Origin of the sequence: Xenorhabdus bovienii SS-2004 (genome assembly GCF_000027225.1) — a bacterium.
GTDB classification, from domain to species: Bacteria; Pseudomonadota; Gammaproteobacteria; order Enterobacterales; family Enterobacteriaceae; genus Xenorhabdus; species Xenorhabdus bovienii_C.
On the sequence record NC_013892.1, the window covers coordinates 2,950,544 to 2,974,433 of the forward strand.

The window sequence follows — 23,890 nt, forward strand, 5'->3', positions numbered from 1 at the left end:
ATTATTGAACATTGTGTGTAATTTCACCACGATAGATACGATGAATCAGTGGGTTACGTCCAAGTTCATATAAGATATCCACCGGGTTCTCGGCATCCCAGACAATAAAATCTGCCATATAACCTTCCGCCAACTGGCCGTGGCTTTCAGCTCTCCCCAATGCACGGGCGGCATGAATGGTTACGCCCTGCCATGCTTCTTCTGGGGTAAACCCAAATTGCACGCAGGCCATATTCATAATCAGACGCAAAGAAGCAAAAGGACTGGTACCCGGATTGAAATCTGTCGATATTGCCATCGGCACTCGGTATTGACGCAATAGCGAAATAGGGGGGAGTTTTTTCTCTTTAAGGAAGTAAAATGCGCCGGGCAGTAACACGGCCACACTACCGCTACGACTAATGGCTTCAATACCTTTTTCATCCAGATATTCAATGTGATCAACCGACCAGCCTTGATAATCAGCAACCAATTCACTGCCTCCCATGTTAGACAATTGCTCAACATGGCCTTTTACAGGAATATTCAGGCGTTGTGCCGCATCAAACACACGTTTGGTCTGGTCGAGATTAAAACCGACGGTTTCGCAAAAAACATCTACAGATTCAAATAATTGTTTTTGCCACAGTGTAGGAAGAATGGAATCACAAATTAAATCGATATAAGCATCAGAGTTGTGTTTATATTCAGGTGGAACGGCATGAGCAGAGAGTAATGTGGGGCTGATTTCGATGGCATTTTTCTGCGCCAGTGCCTGAACGACATTCAACTGTTTTTCTTCATTTACCAGATCCAGCCCATAACCTGATTTCATCTCAATCGTCGTTACCCCTTCAGCGATCAAAGCATTGAGTCGCTTCTGGGCGGCCACTTCCAATTGTTGCGCGGAATTGTTTCGGGTCGCATTGACCGTAGAATTAATTCCTCCTCCTTTAGCACTGATTTCCTCATAAGAAGCGCCATTGAGACGCTGCTCCCACTCTGATGCCCGATTGCCACCAAAAACCAAATGAGTATGGCAGTCAATTAATCCGGGGGTGATCAGCCGCTGTTCCACATCAATAATGTGACAATGGTGAGTTGGCATGCTAGCCGTCGGAATAATCGCCAATATTTTTTCACCCCGAACGATCAGATCATGCTGCTCCAGCATGCCATAATGATGTTTGCCATCAATGTTGTTGATTGTAGGGTTCATTGTGGCAAGTCTGGCATTACGCCAAATAACGTCAGTATCTTTCAGCTCAATAGGCATTGTATCGTCCTGTTATTTTTCTTGTTGGTATCAACCTTTATGTTGTATATACATTTATTTTATAACCAGCCAAGATTGTCAAATAATTTTATGGGCAGGGATGAATATCATGAATTTTTCAGAAGCTATCCGCCACGATGCGAATATTTTACAATTTACACAGTCACCTGAGTGCACATATTAATCTTATGCAATAGCTTCTAAGCAAAATCGCAAAAAATCGGGTACAATTACCAAAATTTGTCAGTGAATTAGAGAGTAATGAAGAAGAAAAACCTGATGAGTGAAGAAGATATCAGTCTATTTCGAACGTCTGTCACGGGAGCCCGCCGCATCGTTCAAGACACCGTTTTGCACTCCCCTCAAAGAAAAAAAATGAGCTATATTGCACCTGAACGCTTGATGCAAGAACAAGTCGATGCCAGTTACTATTTTTCCGATGAGTTCCAACCTAATTTGGATATGGAAGGCCCAACCCGCTATATTCGAGAAGGTGCCAATCATTATGAATTGAAGAAGCTACGTCGTGGTGATTATTCCCCTGAGCTTTTTCTGGACTTACATGGATTAACCCAACTACAGGCCAAGCAAGAAATTGGCGCTCTGATTGCGGCCTGCCGTCGTGAACACATTTATTGCGCCTGCGTCATGCATGGTCACGGTAAACATATTCTTAAACAGCAAACGCCTTTATGGCTTGCCCAGCACCCTGATATTATTGCTTTCCATCAAGCCCCCAAAGAGTGGGGAGGTAACGCTGCACTGCTCATTTTGATAGAAATGAATGAACTCATGGAGCGTTAATTTATCCTCTGGATGAAGTTAATCTTTTGCTGCTAACTGCGCCGGAGAGGTTTGCCATAACAGGCGACCTTTCTCTGTTTGAGGATCTAATTCCACACAGGCAATACTGGAAGTCGAAAACATAGGTGGCGTTTGTTCAGGGCAAAGCTCAGAAACTAAATATCCCACTAAGGGTAAATGAGAAACCACCAATACAGCGTTGTACTTTTGCGTTGCCAAAACTTGCAAATAACTCGCCACCAATGCGACATCTCCCGACGGTGTCAACTCCGCCAGCTCTTCCTCATTGCCGGGCAACGTTAAGTTTTCACGAACCACCTTTAAAGTCTGCTTTGCCCGGATATAAGGGCTGACTAAGATACAATCAACATCAGGCTCTTGTTGCGTAAGCCAGCAGGCCATTTCCTGTGATTCTTGCTGCCCACGGGGAGTCAGCTCCCGTGTTACATCGCTGATCGAATTTACGGCAGCATCACCGTGGCGCATAATAAAAACGTACATAATCCACCGTTTAGTTAATTTCAGAACCTGTCTTAATCCAATATATAATTAAATATTTATGAGACAAGCCATTGGTTTACGGCATTAATAATGAAATCCAAGTAATATTATCAAGATAATCTTTTAGAACTAACTGGCATTCTGCCCTAAAACAAAAACAAATAAAATGACTAAAAATGATTTATATCTGATTGTCTCAATATCATTATCTCCTGCTATTCAGTGGGTTAAAATAATCAAAAAAATATCAATTATTTTTCATAAAAAAATCGGCTCCGATGACAAGAGCCGATATAACTGATTTTGCGAATGAAACTGTTATTTATTTGTAGAATTTCTTTTTCTGTTCAGCCATCTGAACTAAATACTCACAGGGCGTAAATCTCTCTCCGTACTGCTGTTCCAGACGATGTAAAATTGCCACAACTTTATCGCTGCCAAGCCTATCGATATAACGGAATGGCCCCCCCAGGAATGGAGGGAAACCGATGCCAAATACCGCACCAATATCACCATCACGGGGGCTTCTGATAATACCTTCATCTAAACAGCGAACTGCTTCATTCAACATGAGCATCATGCAACGCTGGGCAATGTCTGATGGTTGCATTTTTGCATGTGGCTTAATTTTTAACAGGGAATAAATCGAGACATCCACCTCTTTGGTTTTGTTACCAAAAGGCCAGAATTTGCTCTTTTTAGCGCCATATGAATAGAAACCACGGCCATTCTTTTTACCTTTTCGGTTATCTTTTAAAACTGCATCCAAGAAGCCCGGTGCGGTAAATCTGCTCCCCAATTGCGCCACCAGAATAGGAATAATTTTTGTACCAACATCAATGCCGACTTCATCCAGCAAATTAATGGGCCCAATCGGGAAACCAAAATCTACCAGTGCCTTATCGATATGATCGATCGGTTCACCTTCCGCCAGACAATAACCCGCTTCATTAATGTAAGGGGACAAAATCCGGTTAACATAGAACCCGGCTTTATCACCCACGACAATAGCCGTTTTTCCCTGTTTTTTGGCTAGTGCGACTGCGGTGGCAATCGTTTTTTCATTTGTTCCCGTATGTGGAATAACTTCCACCAATGGCATTTTATCAACGGGACTGAAATAGTGGAGGCCAATCACTTTCTCTGGTCGAGAGGCTATTTCAGCGATCTGGCAAATTGGCAACGATGAAGTATTCGAAGCAAAAATAGTTTCAGGTTTCGAATGTTCTTCAACTTCTGCAACCATTTTTCGTTTCAGCGCCAAATCTTCAAATACGGCTTCAACCACAATATCGACCTGCCTGAAGCCACTGTAATCTGTGGTTCCCGAAATCAAAGCCATCTGGCGAGAACGATCGCTTGATTTCAAACGACGCTGTTTTACTCGCTTGGAAAGGATATCCCAGGTATATTTCAAAGCCTGATTGATGCCGTTCTGATTGATGTCTTTGATACGAACAGGCAAATTCCCGCGTGTCATGGTCACGTTGGCAATACCGCCCCCCATCAAACCGCCACCCAAAATTCCCACAGACTTGATCTCGGCAGGCTGTTCCGACGAGCCGGTTTCATTTTTTAGCGACGTTGAGGCAAAAAATAAGCTGCGTAAGGCTGCCGATTCCGGTGACATTGCCAGTTCACCAAACGCCTTGGCTTCTGCCTGAAAGCCTTTTTTAAGCCCCTTTTCCAATCCTGTGCGAACGACATTAATAATCAGCTCTGGTGCAGGATAATGCCCATGGGTTTTCGCACGCGTTTTTTGATGAACCATATGGAACAACAATGGCCTGCCCAGAGCGCTCGCCAAAATACGCTGAGACCATGCCAATGGCTTACGCTTGGGGGTGCCTTTCTTAACATACTGAACAGCCACATCCAGCAAAATATCCAAGGGAACTGCATCATCCACCACACCCAGACGCTGTGCCTGCTTAGCCTTGAGCTGTCGGCCAGTCAATATTATGTCCAGTGCTGCGCTGACACCTATCAGGCGAGGTAATCGCTGAGTTCCTCCAGAGCCCGGCAATAATCCAAGCTGAACCTCCGGCAAACCAAGACGAGTTTTATCATCCAGAGAACAGACACGTATATGACAGGCCAAGGCCAGCTCCAGCCCTCCCCCCAAACACGCACCGTGAATGGCGGCAACTACAGGTAAAGGATAATTGGCAATCTGAGCAAATAATCTCTGACCTTTTTCAGCCAGTTCCGTCGCATCTTCTTCGGTTTGGCAGCCTGCTATCATCGTGATGTCGGCACCAGCGATAAAAGTATCAGGCTTACCAGACACGATTACCAACCCTTTCAAGCCGGAAGCCTGTTGTGCCTTCTCAAAGACTGTCAGAAATTGCTCAACAAATTCAGCTTTCAGTGTGTTTACTTTTTCACCTGGTACATCAATAGTAATCACACCAACCTTGTCATCTCTGACCGAAAAATTGAATACCGATTGCTTCGGTTGTGTCTCTGACATAATGGTTTCTTTTTCGCCCTGAGCCATTATTCTACCTCCAATACCATCGCTACACCCAATCCACCTGCGGCACAGGCTGTCGTCAGCCCAAACCCGCCACCACGACGACGCAATTCGTTCAATGTCTGGGTGACCATTCTGGCACCTGTCGCGGCAAATGGATGACCATAAGCTATTGAACCACCTAATACGTTGAATTTATCCATATCTACGTCACCCACTGCCTGAGAGCGCCCCAGTTTTTCACGCGCAAACTTTTCACTGGCAAACATTTTCAAGTTCGCCAGTGTTTGAGCGGCAAACGCTTCATGCATATCAATAAGTGAGAGTTCATTCAAAGTGATACCCGCCCGCTCCAGCGCAATCGGCGTCGCATAGGATGGCCCCAACAGCATATCCTGCCAGACATCAATCGCAGAAAACGCATAACTACGCAAATAACCCAGCGGAGTCATACCAAGCTCTTTGGCGACCGATTCGCGCATTAACATGACTGCGGCAGCACCATCAGTCAACGGAGTACTATTCGCCGCGGTTACGGTTCCGTACTTACGATCAAAGGCCGGCCGCAATTTGGAGTAAGACGTGAGAACTGAATTTTTTCGGATGTTATTATCTTCTGTCAATGTGTCTCGGTATGGCGGAAAATGCGCCGCTACCACTTCCTCATTCAAACAACCCTGCTGCCAGGCTTTAGCTGCCAGTATATGGGAACGGTGTGCCAACTTATCCTGCTCTTCGCGGCTGATATGGTAGGTTTTAGCCATTTGTTCCGCCGTATCGCCCATCCTCAATCCGGTGGAATATTCAGCAACCGCAGGAGATACTGGCAGTAAATCCCGCAATTTCAATCGACTGATTAATTTTAAGCGCTGTGACAAACTCTTGGCTTTGTTCATATCGACCAAAGTGCGAGCCAGTGATTTTGTTACCCCAATCGGTAACACAGATGAGGAATCAGCGCCGCCGGCAATGCCTACATTCACTGTGCCAGCCATAATGCTTTCAGCTACATTCGCAATCGCCTGAAAGCTGGTTGCACAGGCACGGGAAACACTATAAGCATCAGTGCTAACACTTAATCCTGCGCCTAATACAATTTCCCTTGCGATATTTGGTGCTTCCGGCATTTGAACGACTTGTCCAAACACCAGTTGGTCGATCTTCTCTGGCGACAATCCGCTTCTGATGACCAGTTCACTGACAACGGCTTTTCCCAAATCGACAGCTGGGATACCATGGTAACTCGTTGCCTGTTTCGCAAAAGGAAGGCGCAACCCACTGACAATAGCAACACGCTCCTTTTGCTGTGCCACTTTTGTTGAAGAACGACCCATAGCAACTCCTGACAATAATTATTAATTAAATCAATTGATTGATTAAAAACATTTGCTCACCTCACAAGAGGTCAGACCTGATGGAGCATTGTTAACGCAATGTTGGAAAATAGCAAACAGGAATAGACGAAAAATGCGAGCAAAAGCAACAAACCGCGATAGGAAAACGGTTATGAAGATAATTAGCGTAATCCTAATTGAAAAATCAGAGCCTCAGCCTGACAGCTAAACGTAAAATCTATAGTCAGTTTCACCCCATCGTCAACTGCTTCGATTTTATGGCTTATTACGCATGGCTCTGACTCTCCTGATTTTGCCTTTACAGTCAATATATTAAGCATCATTTCCGCTTCCTGATTATTGGCAAAAACACTCTGGTAAGAGGCAGTGCAGTTTTCATTGTCAATGATGGTACCGACATCAACACAACAGCAAGCAGCGGTTTCTTCCGCATTACAACGTTTAATTGTATCAGGCATTTTTTTCTCCTGCGATGAAAGCCTATCGATGATTTTACGTTGTTCCAACCCCCGATAACCAGCGTTTACGCTGTTTGGCATCACTTATTTCATTATTTATTGATCTCATCGCGCTAACAAACTAGCCATCACAATTCGTTAACATGCGCTGACTGTTTTTTGTTAAGTTCGTCCCATTTCGGCAATCATTTTGAACATATCTTAAAAACATTCTTGCAACATCTTCTAATGTCAGGCCTATACTTCCTGCACTGGTCTGATTTGTCATTATGATAAACCGACTCTACAATCCCGCGCTCTCAGCTACTTGAGTAGCATGTTAAATAATAATTAAATAATGAGGTTTTGGTTATGAGCCAAAAAAACCTGTTTACACGTTCAGCATTAGCAGTGGCGGTTGCAGTCATTTCATCCAACGCTAGTGCTGCCGGTTTTCAATTAAATGAGTATTCATCATCAGGACTCGGTCGTGCTTTTTCTGGAGCAGGTGTCGTTGCAGACAACGCGTCTGAGGGTAGTCGTAACCCCGCAGCCATGACCCTATTTGATCGCCCATCATTTTCCAGCGGTTTGGTTTATGTAAATCCAAATGTTGATATCACGGGTAGATCTCCAGTTCCTCAACTAGGAACTGGCGTTAAAAACAGCACTGATGCTAAAAATATTGCCCCACATGCATGGATACCAAACTTACATTTTATTACACCGATCAATGATCAGTGGTTCCTTGGTGCATCAGCGACTTCCAATTTTGGCTTAGCAACCGAATTCAGTAATAACTATGCTGCTGGCTTGGTTGGAGGCAAAACCTCACTTAAAACCGTTAACCTGAATCTGAGCAGTGCATATAAGCTTAATGATCAATTTAGCTTTGGTTTGGGCGTAAACGCCGTCTATGCAGATGCCACAATTGTTCGTCACATGGGTGAAGTTGGTCCTTATAACCCACGAGCACCTATTCCAGCAACCTATGAAGCTTCCCGTTTAGAAGGCAAAGATTGGGGCTATGGCTGGAATGCAGGCATTTTGTATCAGTATGATGAGAATAACCGTTATAGCCTGACTTACCGTTCAAAAGTCAAAGTGAAGTTTAAAGATGGCGATTTCAGCAATGACTTACCAGAACCCCGTGGCACTGGCGGCAATACAATTAAAGGTACGCTGGATCTGAATTTACCTGATATGTGGGAAGTCTCCGGCTATAACCGCGTCGCACCTCAGTGGGCCATTCACTATAGCTTCCTCTATACTGGCTGGAGTGAATTTAAGGAGTTGAGAGGTAAGAATAAAGACAACGGTAAGACGCTGTTCCAAAAAGATGAAAATTTCCGTAATGCTTACCGCGTCTCTCTGGGTACAACTTACTACTATGATGACAACTGGACATTCCGTACCGGTATCGCCTTCGATGAAAGCCCTGTGCCCGCCAAAAACCGCTCTATCTCCATTCCAGATCAGGATCGTTTCTGGTTAAGTGTGGGAAGCACTTACGCATTCAATAAAGACGCTTCTGTGGATATCGGTGTTTCCTACATGCGTGGAAAGAAAGTACGTGTTAGCGAAAAATTACCAGAAGATGCTCAACAAGGACCTTTTAGTCAACCCTATGAGTTCGATTCCAAAGGAACTGCATGGTTGTACGGTATGAACTTTAACTACACGTTCTAACCGAATACTGAAATCGAAAAAAGGATAGCGGGTGCTATCCTTTTTTGATCATGGTTCCATCATTAATCAATGGAATCCAATTCATCCTGAATCACCGTCGCATTAGGGTTTTGTTCTGGCAAAAGCTTGCCTCCATTGACCATAAAATCATGGCGCTGGAAGTACGCTTCACGCATCATCAAATATGGATCGGAAGAGTTTTTCAATAGGCCATCGGAATCCAACAAACGTGCGCGGGTTTCAATACCTCCAAATACCCATTTTCCTACGGACATCCAAGGTGTGAGATAGCTTAATACGGGGTAAGTCATATCCGCGACATTCCCTCCATCGTCACGCAGAGTGAAATTGCCATAACCAGGCAAAACAACATAAGGACCATAACCAACATTGTAATACCCCAACGTACTACCAAAACGCATTGGATCTTCTTTTGCCAGCTTCGGATTCGCCATTGAAGCGACATCAATCAACCCGCCCATTCCCAGAAGGGTATTCAAAAAAAATCGGTTGAAATGCTTCGCGCCATTATGGAGATCACCGCGCAGAATACTGTTGACCATACTGGCCGGCTCTTCAAGGTTACTCACGAAGTTACCAATGCCATTTCGTGCTGGCATCGGCACATAATCTCGCCAAACTACAGCAACGGGTCTCAGAAGATAAGGATCGAGAACATCATAATTAAAGTTGAACATGGCACGGTTGAAGCCCTCCAGCGGGTCAGAACGCCCTTGTTCCACCGAATTCGAACTGGCACATCCCACCAATAATACTGCTGTAAGAGCCACCCCGCTCAGACGATACTTCATGTTATTCTCCACGTAATCACTTTTAGACACTGGCTCTCACCTTGCATTCTGCCAATATTTACCAATGCGTTAAATATACTTTCAATTTCTCATTATTGGTAATCAAAAAGAGTGGTGATTAAATAGGCAAACAGAACGTCATGTCTTATCTCAAGCAAAAAGGAGTTAAGTTAAAGGGGACAATTATCTCCTTTAAACTCTAAGTTTTATCAGTGGGATATGGATTTTATTAATTTCCAAACCGTCATTTCGTGTCATCCTGACATCACAAACATACAATTCACCAACCGAACTTAGTCAAAACGTCCTCTCCAGTATTGATGAACCTATTTTATTGATGTTCACTGGCGGAGAAGTAGCCCGCCTTCATGTTATTTAGCAATGTGTATTGTTGATTAAATGAGGGATTAAGTATGAGTATTCAAAATAATAAGCCTGAGACACCATGCCCTTGTGACTGTGATCTTTTCGTGGTACCCAGTCGTAATTATGTAAAAGAATCTATTGAAGAACACGCCCAAAGCCGTAATCACCCCAATGCAACACTACAGGATAAAGGTTTTGTTGTTCTGAGTAATGATGTCGGTAGTGATAGTGAAACTATGGCGGCAACACCAAAGGCAGTGAAAGTAACGTATAATTTGGCTAATACAGCTAATCAGAATGCCAGTAATGCGAATGACAATGCCAATACTCGTTTAGCAAAAGATCGGAATGGAGCTGATATACCTGATAAAAAAGAGTTTGTTAAGAACCTTGGAATAGAGCCATTAATGGAAGGGTTGTCCTTACCTGTCGGCGTTCCTGTTCCCTGGCCTACAGAAACACCGCCAGAAGGCTGGCTGATATGTAACGGTAACTCGTTTGATATAGTAAGATATCCGAAACTTGCCCTTGCTTATCCCTCTGGTGTACTACCCGATTTGCGAGGGGAGTTTATTCGCGGCTGGGATAATGGGCGAGGAGTGGACACTGGGCGACATCTGCTTTCTAATCAAGCAGCAGATATCGCTCCACATAGCCACAGAATTAACCGCATGTGGTCCAGCTCAACTGCTGGAGCCGAGAATTTAGGTACAGGGAACCGCATTTTCAATAGCATCCAGGAAAACATTAACTACGGAGCTGATCCTCGGGGATTGGGTATTGCTATAGGAATGGGTTCGGGTGGTTATGGTTACATGGATAATGCGGTTGCTAATTCAACAGGAACAGAAACCCGACCCCGCAACATAGCATTCAATTACATAGTAAGAGCCGCCTAATTCTGAGCTAACAATTAAACCCGCAACTTTCTGTTGTGCTTTAATAAATTCGGACACTTTGGTAAAGGAATAGAATGACTTTATCCCCGGTTGGGTTGTTGAGCAAACTGAGTCGCAGTCAGTTGCTCATCCTGGATGACCGGAGACTGGAGAGTCTGACTGCCGACCAGCGCAGTGATTTACTGGAGATAGTCGATCAACTGTAAAAATGGTGCGTCTTTAGCCGTAGCGGGGTATCTTCTCACTAACAGTAACATTCGTTATTGTCACCTCAATAGATTTCTTGGCGAAGTGCATTGCAACCTCTCACAAGGTCAGAACGCTTAGCGTACTGACCTTGTTTTATTGATCTCAAATTCATTCTTATGCTTTCTTTTCTTCCACATTGTTCTTATCTTATGTTTTGTTTATAGGTTTGTTCAGCGTTTTATGTATAAACAACTTCATAAATAGACAAAAATAAACTCGTTAAAAAATGATATTTATCTAAACATTATCAATAGGTTGTGCTTTAATCATGAATATACCTAACATATCCCAAGTTAAGAATTTTTTCCTCTCATTACAGGATGAAATCTGCAAACAACTTGAGCGACTTGATGGTCACTCCAATTTTATGGAAGAGTGCTGGCAGCGGGAAGAAGGCGGTGGTGGTCGCAGTCGCGTATTAAAGGCAGGCAACGTTTTTGAACAGGCTGGCGTGAATTTCTCCCATATCACTGGGGCTTCACTTCCTCCATCAGCAAGCGCCCACCGTCCTGAATTAGCAGGTCGTAGCTATCAAGCACTGGGCGTTTCCCTTGTTATCCACCCACTCAATCCCTATATTCCGACTAGTCATGCCAATGTTCGCTTTTTTATTGCGGAAAAAGAAGGGGAAGCACCAGTATGGTGGTTTGGTGGTGGTTTTGATCTCACTCCTTATTACGGCTTCAAAGAAGATGCCATTCATTGGCATACCGTCGCCAAAACATTATGCCAACCTTTTGGCAACAATGTTTATCCTGAATATAAAAAATGGTGTGATGATTATTTCTTTATAAAACACCGTAATGAACCACGCGGAATTGGTGGATTATTTTATGACGACTTAAATACCCCTGATTTTGAAACTTGTTTTAACTTTACGCAAGCTGTCGGTAATGGTTTTTTGGCCGCGTATTTGCCTATTGTAGAAAGAAGGAAAAATATAAACTGGGGAGAACGCGAAAGAGAATTCCAATTATATCGACGTGGCCGTTACGTTGAATTTAATTTAGTTTGGGACAGAGGAACATTATTTGGCCTGCAAAGCGGTGGACGCACTGAATCAATATTAATGTCCATGCCGCCATTAGTACGTTGGGAATATAATCATTCTCCTGAGCCAAACTCTCCAGAAGCTGAATTTTACACCTCCTTTCTAATAAAAAAAGATTGGATATGATAATTAAAATCAGGAATATCGGATAACACCTATATTCCTGTTCTATATCAGAACACTAATAATTTAATTTATTATTTTTCATTGGCAATTCCCTGACATAAAAAATCAATATTTACCCTAGTGACTAACTCAACTATTATAGTTAGTATTCAAACGGGCCCAAAAAACACAAACATAACATCTAATAATAAAGGGGATAATCATGAAAAATAATGAAATCAACAGATATAGCTTAATCCCTCCATTTGTTTTAGAACACATCTCTAGCGATTGTGATGAGTGCTCTAATCATTATGTACTAAAAACATTAGATCATGTTCATCACTTAATGAATATCTCTATTGGAGAAGAGCTTTTACAACAGGAAAATGAAGTAGAATTTGATGATGAATTAAATCGAACTATCTACGATGCAGAATATGAAGAGATATTTCCAGGTGATAGGGTAGCACGACGCGAAGGTATGCCTGAGAGTGAGGATGTTGCTGTCAATGAAGCCTATGAGTATCTCGGTAAGACCCATGAATTCTACAAAAAAGTTTTTGGCCGTAATTCACTCGATAACAAAGGCATCAAGCTAGTCGCAACTGTACATTATGGTCAAAACTACATGAATGCATTTTGGTCTAGAAAACAGATGGTTTTTGGCGATGGAGATAAAAGTGGAAAATATTTCAATCGCTTCACTTCTGCCATTGATGTTATAGCACATGAATTAACGCATGGTGTGATTGAGAGTGAAGCACGACTTTTTTATGCTTATCAATCTGGCGCGTTAAATGAATCCATCTCAGATGTGTTTGGTATTATGGTAAAACAGTACTTCGATAAACAAAAAGCCAGTGAATCCGATTGGCTTATCGGAAAAGGACTACTTGGATCTAAGTTTAATCCAGACAATAAACCGGATGTTGCCTTACGTACATTTGTAAATCCGGGAACGGCTTTTTCCGGAGACAAGCAAGTTGGTCATATGGATCAATATAAAGAGCTACCGTTCACAAAGGACAATGGCGGAGTTCATATATATTCTGGTATTCCTAACAGAGCCTTTTATCTACTGGCAGTGGAGCTCGGTGGTTATTCATGGGAACGTGCAGGTAAAATCTGGTATGAAACGTTACTCGACGAACGTTTATCTTCAGATGCCAATTTTGATGATTTTGCAGAATTAACCATTAAAAACGCTGAAAAATTATTTGATAAAGAAATTTCAGATATCGTGAATAATTGCTGGAGCAAAGTTGGGATTATCATTCCAACAAAATAATTAACACCAACATCAATATAATCATTAATACAATATCAATTATTATTAAACAGAATAATTGATATTAAACAAGAAAGGGCTAAGGATAGCCCTTTCTTAATATTTATAGCTCAATATATTTTAGATTTAGACTACCCTTGCATTAATACATTGATTTTAATAAAAAAACATAGAAATACAATAAATTTACATTTCTACCAGTGACTAATATGATTATTTTAGCTAATATCTAAGTACCCTAAAACAGATACATATAACAACACACAAACTGGTTAACATTATGCGTAATAGTAAAATAGACAAGTACAATATCATTCCTCCCTATCTACTGGAATATATTGCCAATAATTGTGATGAAAATGACAGGGAATGTGTGATAAGGACGTTAAAACATGTTAATAATACAATGAAAAATTCAGCTAAAGAAGAGGAGGCGTTACATCCGGAAGATAATTTATCAACTGATAATAAAAAGATAAATAAACCTGACAAGTTGCAATAATAAAAAATAATTATACATTAATAAATTGAATTAGTTTTGGCTGTAAATTGATAACAAATTTCCATTCAGACAGTAGTAATGAAATTATTTTATTACCTTAAAAAGAATCAAAAATAAATTAATAAGATAGCTAAGTAAATCATATATATCAGTAACAATAAAGGGCTAAAAATAGCCCTTTATTTCATGCATATTTATTTTAATATTTAACGCTTTTTCAAATGCGACATTAAACGTTTACGTTTACGAAGCTGTGTGGCCGTCAAAGTATTCTTCTTATCCGCATAAGGGTTAGTCCCTTCTTTAAATTGAATGCGAATAGGTGTTCCCATGACTTTTAAAGAGCGACGGAAGTAGTTCATCAAGTAACGTTTATAAGAATCAGGCAAATTTGTCACCTGATTGCCGTGGATCACCACGATAGGTGGGTTATATCCCCCTGCGTGGGCATATTTCATTTTAACTCTGCGCCCACGTATCATCGGCGGCTGGTGATCTTCTTCTGCCATATGCATGATACGAGTCAGCATGGAAGTACTAACGCGATGGGTAGCACTTTCGTAAGCTTCCAGAATCGAGTCAAATAAGTTGCCAACCCCACTGCCATGCAGCGCAGAAATAAAGTGAACACGAGCAAAATCGACAAAACCGAGACGCAAATCCAGCATATCCTTAACGTGATCTCTGTCTTCCTGGCTCATGCCATCCCACTTGTTGACCGCAATAACCAAAGAGCGCCCACTATTGAGAATAAAACCGAGCAGAGAGAGATCCTGATCAGAAACCCCTTCACGGGCATCAACTATCAGCAAAACAACATTAGCATCTTCAATGGCCTGAAGCGTTTTGATAACAGAAAATTTCTCAACCGTTTCGGTTACTTTGCCACGTTTACGAACCCCTGCTGTATCAATCAGGATATATTCGCGGCCATCACGCTCCATTGGAATATAAATACTGTCTCGGGTAGTTCCCGGCATGTCATAAACAACGACTCGCTCTTCGCCCAGAATACGGTTAGTCAATGTGGATTTACCCACGTTTGGACGACCAACAATCGCCAATTTCAGCGGCAAAGTAGTAGGATCAAAAACGGCCTCCTTCTCTTCCTCTTCAGCAGCCTCCAATTCAGCCTGCTCTATTTCAGACCAATAAGCTGCATTGGCTTCTTCTTCCGTTAATTCAACTTCTTCCGTTTTCTCTTTTTCGGAGAATGGCAACAACACATGCTCGATCAGTTGTGTCACACCACGGCCGTGGGAAGCGGCGATGGAATATATATCCCCCAACCCCAGTGAGTAGAACTCAGGGATAGCAGTATCGGTATCAATACCATCGGTTTTATTCGCTACCAAAAAGGTGGCTTTTTCACGGCTACGCAGATGTTTTGCAATCGCATGATCGGCTGGCATCATTCCGGATCTGGCATCGACCATAAACAGGACGATATCCGCTTCTTCAATTGCCATCAAAGATTGCGCAGCCATATGCGTTTCTACGCCATCTTCTGTACCATCGATACCACCGGTATCAATGATGATGAATTCCTGCCCTTCAACCTCTGCCCGTCCATATTTACGATCACGGGTCAAACCAGGGAAATCCGCTACCAACGCATCTCGGGTTCGGGTTAAACGGTTAAATAAGGTGGATTTTCCGACATTCGGGCGCCCAACCAGCGCAACAACAGGTATCATTTTTTTGATGCCTCATAACTAGATGTAAATCGATATCCTGCTGAAAGTGATCCACTCGAAGCTCCACTACAACAGATACTAAAAAGACGAAACGGCTCCTGTTACTGTCAGCACAGGAGCCGTGTTATTTCGTGTTGTGTTAAAACACGTGATGAAATTAGCGCGTATACAGGTAAACCTTACCGTCCTTCGCCTGTACCATCAGCTTATCTCCGGCAACAACCGGGCGACTCAGCAAGCCAGAACCATCAACTTTATGCTGAGCCACAAATTTGCCATCAGCCATATTCAACCAATGTAGATAACCTTCAGAATCGCCAGCAACCAGATAACCATTGTACATTTCCGGTGCTGTCAGGTTACGGTGCAATAAATCGCTTTGCGTCCACAGTGTTACCCCGTCATTTTTACGCAGGGACAGAATACGGTCGTTTTGGTCAACAATGAAAATATGGTCATCCGTCACAACCATATCATTCACAGAACCGATATCACGTTTCCAGATAAGCTGGCCGGAACGCATATCCATTGCCACCAAATTGCCATTATAAGCAATGGCATAAATAATATTATTAGAAATGACCGGAGTCATATCAACATCATTCAGGCGGCCGATTTCAGTTGAACCTGTCATCTGAGCAATACGCTGCTGCCAAATCAATTGCCCTTGTGACATCAGAACCGCACTAATACGGCCATTATCACCACCAACAATCGCAGCACCATAGGCTACGGCTGGAGCCGATTCACCACGGACTGACAATGAAGGTGTATCCATATTGACTGACCAGACAGCGGAACCATTGGTTTCGTTCAATGCCTGCAACAAACCGTTACCCGTGTGGATTAACACAAGGCCATCACTCACCACGGGACGTGACAACGCTTCACCCGCAACGCTTGATTCCCATTCAACTTTACCGTTAGTAGTATCCAGTGCGATGACTTTTGCCTGTTCTGTACCGACATACAGGCGCTCACCTGACACGGTCAAACCACCAGAAAGCAATGCAGGTAAACGGGATGACAGAAAACCGGCTTTTTCCGACAGGTCTGTGGCCCACAGCTCTTTACCCGTATCTACTTCAAGTGCTTTAACGACACCGGTGCGATCAGCAACATAAACCGTTGAACCTTGCCAGACAGGTGACAAGTGAGAATAATATTGCCCAACACCGCTTCCGACTGATTTATCCCAAATTACACGGGGATTGAATTGATTTTCAACCTTCGGCAGCGGTGACATTGCTAGCGTATCCTGTTCGCTTGAACAACCAGCCAACAGAATAGAAGCAACCAGCCCAACCAAGAGTGTTTTTCGCAGTTGCATTAAAGTTAGCTCCCTTAGCTGGATAAATTATTAAGTTTAATTTGAATACTACTTTTCAAAGACTGTGGGCCATCAGCTTCCAGCCCCCTGGAATAGGCTGCACGCGCACCCGCAATATCCCCTTTTTTCGTCAGAATATCACCACGAATGTTCTCAACAGCTACCAACCAACCTTTCCCCTTGACCTGTTCCAGCGTTTTCAGTGCAGCATCCGTTTTATCTTCTGCGAATTGAACTCGAGCCAGACGAATACTGGCCAAAGCCTGCATATTCTCGTCTTTGGCTTTGCCAGAGGCGGCCAACAAGCGCTTTTCTGCCTGAGCCAAATCATTCTGCTCAACTGCACGCTTTGCCAGATCCATATCGGCCATGACACCATAGATATTATTCGTTTCATTAGCGAATTTTTCTGTGGCAACAACACTTTCTTTCGAGCCCGATTCCAATGATTTATTCAATTTTTCAAACGTCGCTGCAGTATCCTGCAACTGGTTTGTCTGATGAGACTGCCAGTAATGCCAGCCAGCCAGCACCCCAATGCCCAGCACCAAGCCAACAGCAAGATATTTACCGTTGTTGGCAAAAAAACGCTTTATCACATCAATTTGTTCAGTTTCAGTGGTATAGACTTCCACAGAGTCTCTCCTTAGCCTAACAGTTCGCTCAAACGTGCTGCAATCGCTTGTTGTGACAACGTTTCTTGTTCACCATTACGTAAATCTTTCACAGTGATATTACCTGCACGAATTTCATCTTCTCCAAGGATCAGGGCAACTTTGGCACCATGCTTATCTGCACGCCCCAACTGTTTCTTGAAGTTGCCACCACCATGATTGGTCATCAAGCGTAATTCAGGCAACTCATCACGGATCTGCTCCGCCAGATTCAATGCCGCCTGCTGACTACCTTCACCAAAGGAGGAGAGATAAACATCCGCAACAGCCAGATCTGCAACGAACTCAGGATTGACTTCCTGAACTAACAGAACCATACGTTCCATTCCCATTGCAAAGCCTACTGCTGGTGTAGATTTCCCACCCAATTGCTCAACCAGGCCATCATAACGACCGCCCGCACAGACTGTTCCCTGTGCACCCAATGCAGAAGTTACCCATTCAAAGACAGTACGATTGTAATAATCAAGGCCACGAACCAGACGCTGATTGAGGTGATACTTGATACCTGCACTATCCAGAATCCGGCACACCCCATCAAAATGTTCTTTTGATTCGGTATCAAGATAGTCAAACAGTGCCGGCGCATCATTAAGAAGAACCTGAATTTCAGGATTTTTGGAATCCAGTACACGCAGCGGGTTGGTATACATACGGCGCTGACAGTCTTCGTCCAGCGTTTCTTTATGCTGTTCAAGGAACGCCACCAAAGCTTCACGGTAATTCGCACGGGCGTCCAGTGAACCAATGGAGTTTAATTCAAGTGTAACGTGTTCAGCGATGCCCAGTTCACGCCACCAGCGAGCAGTCATTAAAATCATTTCAGCGTCAATATCCGGCCCTTGCAGGCCAAAAACTTCAGCACCCAACTGATGGAATTGACGGTAGCGGCCTTTTTGTGGGCGTTCGTAGCGGAACATTGGCCCAATGTACCACAAGCGCTGTTCCTGATTGTACAGCAGACCATGCTGAATACCAGCGCGGACACAACCTGCGGTATTTTCTGGGCGCAGGGCCAGGCTTTCCCCATTGCGGTCGTCAAATGTGTACATTTCTTTTTCGATCACATCGGTGACTTCGCCAATTGCGCGTTTAAATAACGGGGTCTGCTCTACAATCGGTGTTCTGATTTCACTGAAACCATAACCTGCCAGCACACGCTTAACCGTAGATTCAACACGTTGCCAGATGGCGGTTTCAGCAGGAAGGCAATCGTTCATGCCACGAATAGCTGGGATATTTTTTGCCACGTTTTATCTCTTATTAATATTTCTACAATAGCGTCGATTATAAAAGCGAAAGCTCGCGGGGTTCAATCAGCAATCAGAAACAATACTGGCTCATGATAGCATGAGCCAGTATCAGGTATATTATTCATCAAGCTGATTGATGTTAATCCGGTTACTTGCATCAAGGATCGTGGCCTTGGCACGGATCTTCGCTTCAAGTTGATCAATTAAATTATTGTTGTCAAAACGCTCTTTCTGACGGATGCCATCTTCATAAAAACCGCTTTTATTTTTTGCACCAGTCACACCGAGTGTTGAAACTTCAGCTTCCCCGGGACCATTCACGACACAGCCAATAATGGAGACATCCATCGGCGTAATCAAATCCTCAAGGCGCTGTTCAAGCGCATTCACGGTACCGATGACGTCGAATTCCTGACGGGAGCAAGTCGGGCAGGCAATAAAATTGATCCCCCTTGAGCGGATACGTAATGCCTTAAGGATATCAAAACCGACTTTAACTTCTTCCACCGGATCAGCCGCCAGCGAAATACGTAATGTATCACCAATCCCTTCAGACAACAGAAGCCCCAGACCAATTGAGGATTTCACCGCACCTGCACGAGCGCCCCCCGCTTCGGTAATACCCAAATGTAATGGTTGATCGATTTTCTGTGCCAGCAAACGGTAAGCACCGACAGCCAGAAAGACATCTGACGCCTTGACGCTCACCTTGAATTGATGAAAGTTCAAGCTATCAAGTATATCAACATGCCGCATTGCCGACTCAACCAAGGCTTCTGGTGTTGGTTCTCCGTACTTTTCCTGTATATCCTTTTCCAGCGACCCACCATTAACCCCAATACGAATAGGGATATTGTAATGACGAGCACAATCCACAACCTGACGGATGCGTTCTTCATTGCCAATATTGCCGGGGTTAATACGCAGGCAGTCAACGCCATATTCTGCGACTTTCAATGCGATACGGTAATCGAAATGAATATCAGCAACGAGAGGAATATTGACCTGCTGTTTGATGGATTTGAACGCTTCCGCAGCGTCCATGGTTGGAACAGAAACACGGACGATATCAACACCTACACGCTCCAGCGATTTGATCTGCCTGACCGTCGCTTCTACATCATTTGTCCGTGTGTTCGTCATTGATTGCACCGCAATAGGTGCGCCATCGCCAATGGGCACATTACCGACATAAATACGTGTAGATTTACGTCTTTTTATCGGTGATTCATTATGCATTTTTACATTACTCCCCTACATCCCTGTATTTTGTTTATAAAAATTACAACTATGCTGTGGTGAATAATACACACAGGCGAACTTGAATTTCTATTCAATATTCGCCTATAAATGTTCGCCAATTTGCCAAAATTGTTAATTATTTTCTGGCAATTTCAGTTGGGCAATACGGTTCACCTTGACAAAACGAGTCATGTCCACGGTTTTTCCCTGAAACTGGATATCAACCGCCGTAGGCGCACCAATTTTCAGCTTATAAGGCAAGGCACCTGAAAGTTTCAGACTACTGCCTTTATCTTTTGTGCCCATGAACAAAGTCTTACCATTGGCATCCGTAATCTGTAACCAGCATCTTGCCTTAAAATTCATCACCAGTTCATTACTGTTAACCGCACTGGTATTATTCACGTCAGCCGATAATGTATTCACAGCAGAATTTGGTGCTGTATTAGTTGTCGCTGGTACTGAATTTACAACTGATTGATTGCCCGGCGATGATGTATTGCTGTTCGCTGCCGGATTTGCTAATACTGAAGAGGTTTCTTCTTGAGCCGCAGCAACTGAGTTATCATCTTTAGCATGGTCAGGTAGTTGACTTAGATCTGTTGTTGAAGTGCCCAAGTCACTTTCATCTCCTTGCGTCTGGGCGTTATAAGCATCAGATTGTGTTGTCATTGAAGCTAAGTCTTTTTGCTGCGCGGTGTAATTCTGCCACCACCACCACCCAGTCATTCCCAGCAGCACAATGAGCACGCCCCACGTTGTTTTCATCAACCAACCATCACGTTTTTTCCGCTTTTTTCCTGACGAAAAGCTTTGCATCGGGGAAACTTTCCCAGACTTAGCGGGCATTTGTTTATTTAATGTACTTAAAATATCGGATTCAGGGACTTGGACAAGTTTCGCATAAGCCCGAATATATCCACGTAAGAATGTCAGGGCGATATTTGACTGCGTATTATCTTCTTCAATATCACGAACAGTGGACAGTTTGAGACACAAACGATCTGCCACAGTTTGCTGAGAAAGCTCAAGTTTTTCACGAGCCTGGCGCAGAATCTGACCCGTTGTCAGATTGGCTTCTTCTGGGTAAGTTTCAGTCTTCATTAGCTAAGGGCACTGGTACTGTTCAGGTTAAAGTATTTACGCAAATTAATTTGATAGAACATCCAACTTAATTTGTGCAGCGAAATCATTTCATACTGCGTCGAACGCAGAAAATCATTTATCACAAGTGTAGTGGCTTGTGTTGTTTCCCGTGACCAATTTTTTAGCCTCTTCATTCCGCTTTTGTTCACAGAGAAAAGCAGCATAATGACGTATTACAGTATCATTTCCTGCCGCATACTGCATGGCCATTCTATAATGCTGATCGGCAGCTTTGGGTTGACCTGCATAATATTCATACAACGCCATACCCAAATGCGCTTCTGGATGGCGAGGTTTCGCCAGCAAAACCTTTTGAAAATGATATTTAGCAGCCGATAAATTTCGTTCCGCTAAATAGGCTTTCCCTAGCTGTAATCGAGTATCTATTGCAACGATCTGATGACCGTGATGCGGGGCACGTTCCGCACAACCCGTGATCAGGCCAAAACAAACTATAGACCAAATTATTGATTTCCGTATCATACCATTTTCATTTATAAGGTTATGTTAAACTTCGCCAGATTTTTAACCATTAATCGCTATTAAACAAACAAATTAGACTGGTTTTACCTGAATTGGTTCACCTGCCAGACGTTTTTTCAGTGTCCGTTTTGTTCTATCAATAACATCACCAGCAAGCTGCCCACATGCGGCATCAATATCATCCCCTCGCGTTTTACGCACAATAGTCGTAAAACCATATTCCATCAGGACTTTCGAAAAACGGTCAATCCGGCTGTTGGAGCTACGCCCATAAGGTGCTCCCGGGAACGGGTTCCATGGGATCAAGTTGATTTTGCTTGGTGTATCTTTTAGGCATTCCGCCAATTGATGTGCCTGTTCCACGCTGTCATTGACGTGATCAAGCATCACATATTCCACCGTAACCCGCCCTTGATTGGCATTAGATTTTGCCAAATAGCGACGCACTCCCGCCAAAAATTCTTCGATATTGTACTTGCGGTTAATCGGCACGATTTCGTCACGGACATCATCGGTAGGTGCATGCAGGGAAATTGCCAGTGCAACATCAACCATATCGCCCAATTTGTCTAAAGCAGGCACTACACCAGATGTTGACAACGTCACGCGGCGTTTTGACAATCCAAAACCGAAATCATCCATCATGATTTCCATAGCGGGCACGACATTGTTTAAGTTAAGCAATGGTTCTCCCATCCCCATCATGACGACATTGGTGATTGGGCGACGACCACTGGATTTCAGCGAGCCAATAATTTTAGCGGCACGCCAGACTTGACCAATAATTTCGGAAACCCGCAGGTTACGGTTAAATCCCTGCTGGGCAGTGGAACAGAATTTACACTCTAAAGCACATCCGACCTGAGATGAAACACATAATGTCGCGCGCTCATCCTCTGGGATATAAACCGTTTCAACCTGTTGATCACCAACAGTAATTGCCCATTTAATGGTGCCATCCGCAGAACGCTGTTCTTCTGCCACTTCAGGTGCTTTGATTTCTGCCACCTGCTGCAATTTCATTCTGAGCACTTTATTGATATCAGTCATCTGCTCAAAATCGTCATAGCAATAGTGGTACATCCATTTCATGACTTGATCGGCACGAAAAGGCTTTTCCCCCATATCGATAAAAAATTGACGCATTTGTTTACGGTTAAGATCAAGCAGATTGATCTTGCCGTTTTTCTTTTCAGGAGTGACAGATACAGCGGCGGTTGAAGGTTGTACGGTTTCGTTAAGTTGGGACATTTTTACATCGCCTCGTTGTTACACTTTCGGCTCTGTGCTGATTTAATTTCAGCACTAAGTTTTGATTCGGTGACTATCAATTCAATAACCACTATATACAGTGATAATTGAGTATTGAGATAAAATAATAAACACCCCACTAAATCAAATCAGTGAGGCGCGACATTGTACAAACTTTACTGTTCAGATGCTACGAGTAACTGAATATCAGTGGCGGGGGAAGATTTCATCATCACTGAAAAAATAAGCAATCTCACGGTTTGCAGATTCAATGGAGTCTGAACCGTGAACCGCATTTTCAGTAAAGCTATCTGCATAGTCCGCACGCAGAGTACCGGCCAGTGCATTGTCCGGGTTGGTAGCACCCATCAGATCACGATGGCGCTGAACCGCATTTTCACCTTCCAGAACCTGTACCACAATTGGGCCAGAAGTCATAAATTCTACCAGACCATCAAAGAAAGGACGGCCTTTGTGCTCAGCGTAAAAACCTTCAGCCTGCTCACGTGTTAAATACAGCATTTTGGCTGCGATGATTTTAAACCCTGCACTTTCAAAACGGGCATAAATAGAACCGATAGCATCTTTCTTCACAGCATTAGGCTTAATAATGGAAAAAGTACGTTCAATCGTCATTAGATAACCTCTTTGGCACTTTCAGCGATGATTCATTTTAATTTTTTATTCTCCCTTTGCTAAAACAGGGAGACGAGATTTATCCTGTACCTGACAGGAATAAAAATAGGCGTTGATTATAGGAGGAGACTTTCTGCTTGCCTACAAAAAACATAACATTTTATTAAAGCTTTCTTAGCGAAAATTATCATTTTTTAGCATAAATCACATTTTTACTATACAGACACTTTGAGACAAAGCGAATTAAGCTGTTTTTTACACCAATCCAGGATATTGGAGATCACTTACTTTCTGCCAATGCATACCATCCTGCCCGATTGATTCTATAAAATAATACCTATTCAGGCGATAAAATCCCAAATAGGCATTCTGATCAAGATCATTGA

The 23,890-nt window shown here is 43.2% G+C and carries 22 protein-coding genes; 7 read left to right on the forward strand and 15 right to left on the reverse strand.

The genetic code is table 11. From position 1 onward, the window contains the following. Position 1 precedes the first annotated feature (1 nt). Positions 2–1,255 carry an imidazolonepropionase gene (gene hutI / locus XBJ1_RS12635; RefSeq protein ID WP_012989379.1) on the reverse strand — a complete coding sequence of 418 codons (1,254 nt, stop codon included), beginning with the start codon at positions 1,253–1,255 and terminating at the stop codon, positions 2–4. A 261-nt stretch (positions 1,256–1,516) separates the two neighbouring features. On the opposite strand from hutI, the gene smrB reads away from it, so the two are divergent. Continuing rightward, positions 1,517–2,059 (forward strand): endonuclease SmrB, encoded by a 543-nt coding sequence (gene smrB / locus XBJ1_RS12640; protein ID WP_038199077.1) that lies wholly within the window; start codon positions 1,517–1,519, stop codon positions 2,057–2,059. Positions 2,060–2,077: 18 nt separating this feature from the next. Here smrB and sixA read toward each other — a convergent pair whose 3' ends face one another. The 4 genes from sixA to XBJ1_RS12660 form a co-directional block, all read right to left on the reverse strand. Beyond that, entirely contained in the window at positions 2,078–2,560 is a 483-nt protein-coding gene (sixA, locus tag XBJ1_RS12645) for a phosphohistidine phosphatase SixA (protein ID WP_012989381.1), read from the reverse strand. A gap of 322 nt (positions 2,561–2,882) precedes the next feature. Continuing rightward, the gene (fadJ, locus tag XBJ1_RS12650; protein ID WP_012989383.1) at positions 2,883–5,060 is read right to left on the reverse strand and encodes a fatty acid oxidation complex subunit alpha FadJ; all 2,178 of its coding nucleotides are present in this window, start codon (positions 5,058–5,060) and stop codon (positions 2,883–2,885) included. Next, a complete protein-coding gene (gene fadI, locus XBJ1_RS12655; RefSeq protein ID WP_012989384.1) occupies positions 5,060–6,370 on the reverse strand; it encodes an acetyl-CoA C-acyltransferase FadI in 1,311 nt (436 codons plus the stop codon). The genes fadJ and fadI overlap by 1 nt, the downstream gene beginning before the upstream one ends. Before the next feature lie 182 nt (positions 6,371–6,552). Beyond that, on the reverse strand, positions 6,553–6,849 hold the full coding sequence (locus tag XBJ1_RS12660; protein WP_080516004.1) for a YfcZ/YiiS family protein: 297 nt from the start codon (positions 6,847–6,849) through the stop codon (positions 6,553–6,555). Positions 6,850–7,200: 351 nt separating this feature from the next. Between XBJ1_RS12660 and fadL the strand changes: the two genes are divergently transcribed. After that, entirely contained in the window at positions 7,201–8,517 is a 1,317-nt protein-coding gene (gene fadL / locus XBJ1_RS12665) for a long-chain fatty acid transporter FadL (RefSeq protein WP_012989386.1), read from the forward strand. Between the two features lie 62 nt (positions 8,518–8,579). Here the strand turns inward: fadL and mlaA are convergent, their stop codons facing one another. Then, positions 8,580–9,329 (reverse strand): phospholipid-binding lipoprotein MlaA, encoded by a 750-nt coding sequence (gene mlaA / locus XBJ1_RS12670; RefSeq protein WP_012989387.1) that lies wholly within the window; start codon positions 9,327–9,329, stop codon positions 8,580–8,582. A 470-nt stretch (positions 9,330–9,799) separates the two neighbouring features. Between mlaA and XBJ1_RS12675 the strand changes: the two genes are divergently transcribed. From XBJ1_RS12675 to XBJ1_RS12690, 5 genes are all read left to right on the forward strand, one after another. Beyond that, positions 9,800–10,594, forward strand: a complete 795-nt coding sequence (locus XBJ1_RS12675) for a tail fiber protein (RefSeq protein WP_232503282.1) — start codon at positions 9,800–9,802, stop codon at positions 10,592–10,594. 74 nt (positions 10,595–10,668) lie between these two features. After that, a complete protein-coding gene (locus XBJ1_RS22575) occupies positions 10,669–10,800 on the forward strand; it encodes a hypothetical protein (protein ID WP_012989389.1) in 132 nt (43 codons plus the stop codon). A gap of 311 nt (positions 10,801–11,111) precedes the next feature. Next, positions 11,112–12,020, forward strand: a complete 909-nt coding sequence (hemF, locus tag XBJ1_RS12680; protein WP_012989390.1) for an oxygen-dependent coproporphyrinogen oxidase — start codon at positions 11,112–11,114, stop codon at positions 12,018–12,020. A gap of 202 nt (positions 12,021–12,222) precedes the next feature. After that, positions 12,223–13,290 (forward strand): M4 family metallopeptidase, encoded by a 1,068-nt coding sequence (locus XBJ1_RS12685; RefSeq protein WP_012989391.1) that lies wholly within the window; start codon positions 12,223–12,225, stop codon positions 13,288–13,290. A 280-nt stretch (positions 13,291–13,570) separates the two neighbouring features. Beyond that, complete coding sequence (locus tag XBJ1_RS12690) at positions 13,571–13,792, forward strand: protealysin propeptide domain-containing protein (RefSeq protein WP_012989392.1); 222 nt, start codon at positions 13,571–13,573, stop codon at positions 13,790–13,792. A 206-nt stretch (positions 13,793–13,998) separates the two neighbouring features. Here the strand turns inward: XBJ1_RS12690 and der are convergent, their stop codons facing one another. From der to ndk, 9 genes are all read right to left on the reverse strand, one after another. Further along, positions 13,999–15,489, reverse strand: coding sequence for a ribosome biogenesis GTPase Der (der, locus tag XBJ1_RS12695; RefSeq protein WP_012989393.1), 1,491 nt, complete (start codon positions 15,487–15,489; stop codon positions 13,999–14,001). 157 nt (positions 15,490–15,646) lie between these two features. After that, complete coding sequence (bamB, locus tag XBJ1_RS12700; protein ID WP_012989394.1) at positions 15,647–16,819, reverse strand: outer membrane protein assembly factor BamB; 1,173 nt, start codon at positions 16,817–16,819, stop codon at positions 15,647–15,649. Between the two features lie 14 nt (positions 16,820–16,833). Beyond that, positions 16,834–17,454: a YfgM family protein gene (locus XBJ1_RS12705; RefSeq protein ID WP_012989395.1), complete on the reverse strand. Its 621-nt coding sequence runs from the start codon at positions 17,452–17,454 to the stop codon at positions 16,834–16,836. A gap of 11 nt (positions 17,455–17,465) precedes the next feature. Further along, complete coding sequence (gene hisS / locus XBJ1_RS12710) at positions 17,466–18,743, reverse strand: histidine--tRNA ligase (RefSeq protein WP_012989396.1); 1,278 nt, start codon at positions 18,741–18,743, stop codon at positions 17,466–17,468. A 120-nt stretch (positions 18,744–18,863) separates the two neighbouring features. Beyond that, on the reverse strand, positions 18,864–19,985 hold the full coding sequence (gene ispG, locus XBJ1_RS12715; RefSeq protein ID WP_012989397.1) for a flavodoxin-dependent (E)-4-hydroxy-3-methylbut-2-enyl-diphosphate synthase: 1,122 nt from the start codon (positions 19,983–19,985) through the stop codon (positions 18,864–18,866). Between the two features lie 135 nt (positions 19,986–20,120). Beyond that, positions 20,121–21,092, reverse strand: coding sequence for a cytoskeleton protein RodZ (gene rodZ, locus XBJ1_RS12720; RefSeq protein ID WP_012989398.1), 972 nt, complete (start codon positions 21,090–21,092; stop codon positions 20,121–20,123). A gap of 114 nt (positions 21,093–21,206) precedes the next feature. After that, a complete protein-coding gene (locus XBJ1_RS12725) occupies positions 21,207–21,617 on the reverse strand; it encodes a hypothetical protein (protein WP_012989400.1) in 411 nt (136 codons plus the stop codon). A gap of 72 nt (positions 21,618–21,689) precedes the next feature. Further along, positions 21,690–22,868: a bifunctional tRNA (adenosine(37)-C2)-methyltransferase TrmG/ribosomal RNA large subunit methyltransferase RlmN gene (locus tag XBJ1_RS12730; protein WP_012989401.1), complete on the reverse strand. Its 1,179-nt coding sequence runs from the start codon at positions 22,866–22,868 to the stop codon at positions 21,690–21,692. Positions 22,869–23,075: 207 nt separating this feature from the next. Continuing rightward, complete coding sequence (ndk, locus tag XBJ1_RS12735; protein WP_012989403.1) at positions 23,076–23,504, reverse strand: nucleoside-diphosphate kinase; 429 nt, start codon at positions 23,502–23,504, stop codon at positions 23,076–23,078. Positions 23,505–23,890 lie beyond the last annotated feature (386 nt).

Excerpts from the sequence above, each read along its gene's own strand:
- hutI (WP_012989379.1), bottom strand. The coding sequence starts at position 1,255 with ATGCCTATTGAGCTGAAAGATACTGACGTTATTTGGCGTAATGCCAGA.
- smrB (WP_038199077.1), top strand. The coding sequence starts at position 1,517 with ATGAAGAAGAAAAACCTGATGAGTGAAGAAGATATCAGTCTATTTCGA.
- sixA (WP_012989381.1), bottom strand. The coding sequence starts at position 2,560 with ATGTACGTTTTTATTATGCGCCACGGTGATGCTGCCGTAAATTCGATC.
- fadJ (WP_012989383.1), bottom strand. The coding sequence starts at position 5,060 with ATGGCTCAGGGCGAAAAAGAAACCATTATGTCAGAGACACAACCGAAG.
- fadI (WP_012989384.1), bottom strand. The coding sequence starts at position 6,370 with ATGGGTCGTTCTTCAACAAAAGTGGCACAGCAAAAGGAGCGTGTTGCT.
- XBJ1_RS12660 (WP_080516004.1), bottom strand. The coding sequence starts at position 6,849 with ATGCCTGATACAATTAAACGTTGTAATGCGGAAGAAACCGCTGCTTGC.
- fadL (WP_012989386.1), top strand. The coding sequence starts at position 7,201 with ATGAGCCAAAAAAACCTGTTTACACGTTCAGCATTAGCAGTGGCGGTT.
- mlaA (WP_012989387.1), bottom strand. The coding sequence starts at position 9,329 with ATGAAGTATCGTCTGAGCGGGGTGGCTCTTACAGCAGTATTATTGGTG.
- XBJ1_RS22575 (WP_012989389.1), top strand. The coding sequence starts at position 10,669 with ATGACTTTATCCCCGGTTGGGTTGTTGAGCAAACTGAGTCGCAGTCAG.
- hemF (WP_012989390.1), top strand. The coding sequence starts at position 11,112 with ATGAATATACCTAACATATCCCAAGTTAAGAATTTTTTCCTCTCATTA.
- XBJ1_RS12685 (WP_012989391.1), top strand. The coding sequence starts at position 12,223 with ATGAAAAATAATGAAATCAACAGATATAGCTTAATCCCTCCATTTGTT.
- XBJ1_RS12690 (WP_012989392.1), top strand. The coding sequence starts at position 13,571 with ATGCGTAATAGTAAAATAGACAAGTACAATATCATTCCTCCCTATCTA.
- der (WP_012989393.1), bottom strand. The coding sequence starts at position 15,489 with ATGATACCTGTTGTTGCGCTGGTTGGGCGCCCGAATGTCGGAAAATCC.
- bamB (WP_012989394.1), bottom strand. The coding sequence starts at position 16,819 with ATGCAACTGCGAAAAACACTCTTGGTTGGGCTGGTTGCTTCTATTCTG.
- ispG (WP_012989397.1), bottom strand. The coding sequence starts at position 19,985 with ATGCATAATGAATCACCGATAAAAAGACGTAAATCTACACGTATTTAT.
- rodZ (WP_012989398.1), bottom strand. The coding sequence starts at position 21,092 with ATGAAGACTGAAACTTACCCAGAAGAAGCCAATCTGACAACGGGTCAG.
- XBJ1_RS12725 (WP_012989400.1), bottom strand. The coding sequence starts at position 21,617 with ATGATACGGAAATCAATAATTTGGTCTATAGTTTGTTTTGGCCTGATC.
- XBJ1_RS12730 (WP_012989401.1), bottom strand. The coding sequence starts at position 22,868 with ATGTCCCAACTTAACGAAACCGTACAACCTTCAACCGCCGCTGTATCT.
- ndk (WP_012989403.1), bottom strand. The coding sequence starts at position 23,504 with ATGACGATTGAACGTACTTTTTCCATTATTAAGCCTAATGCTGTGAAG.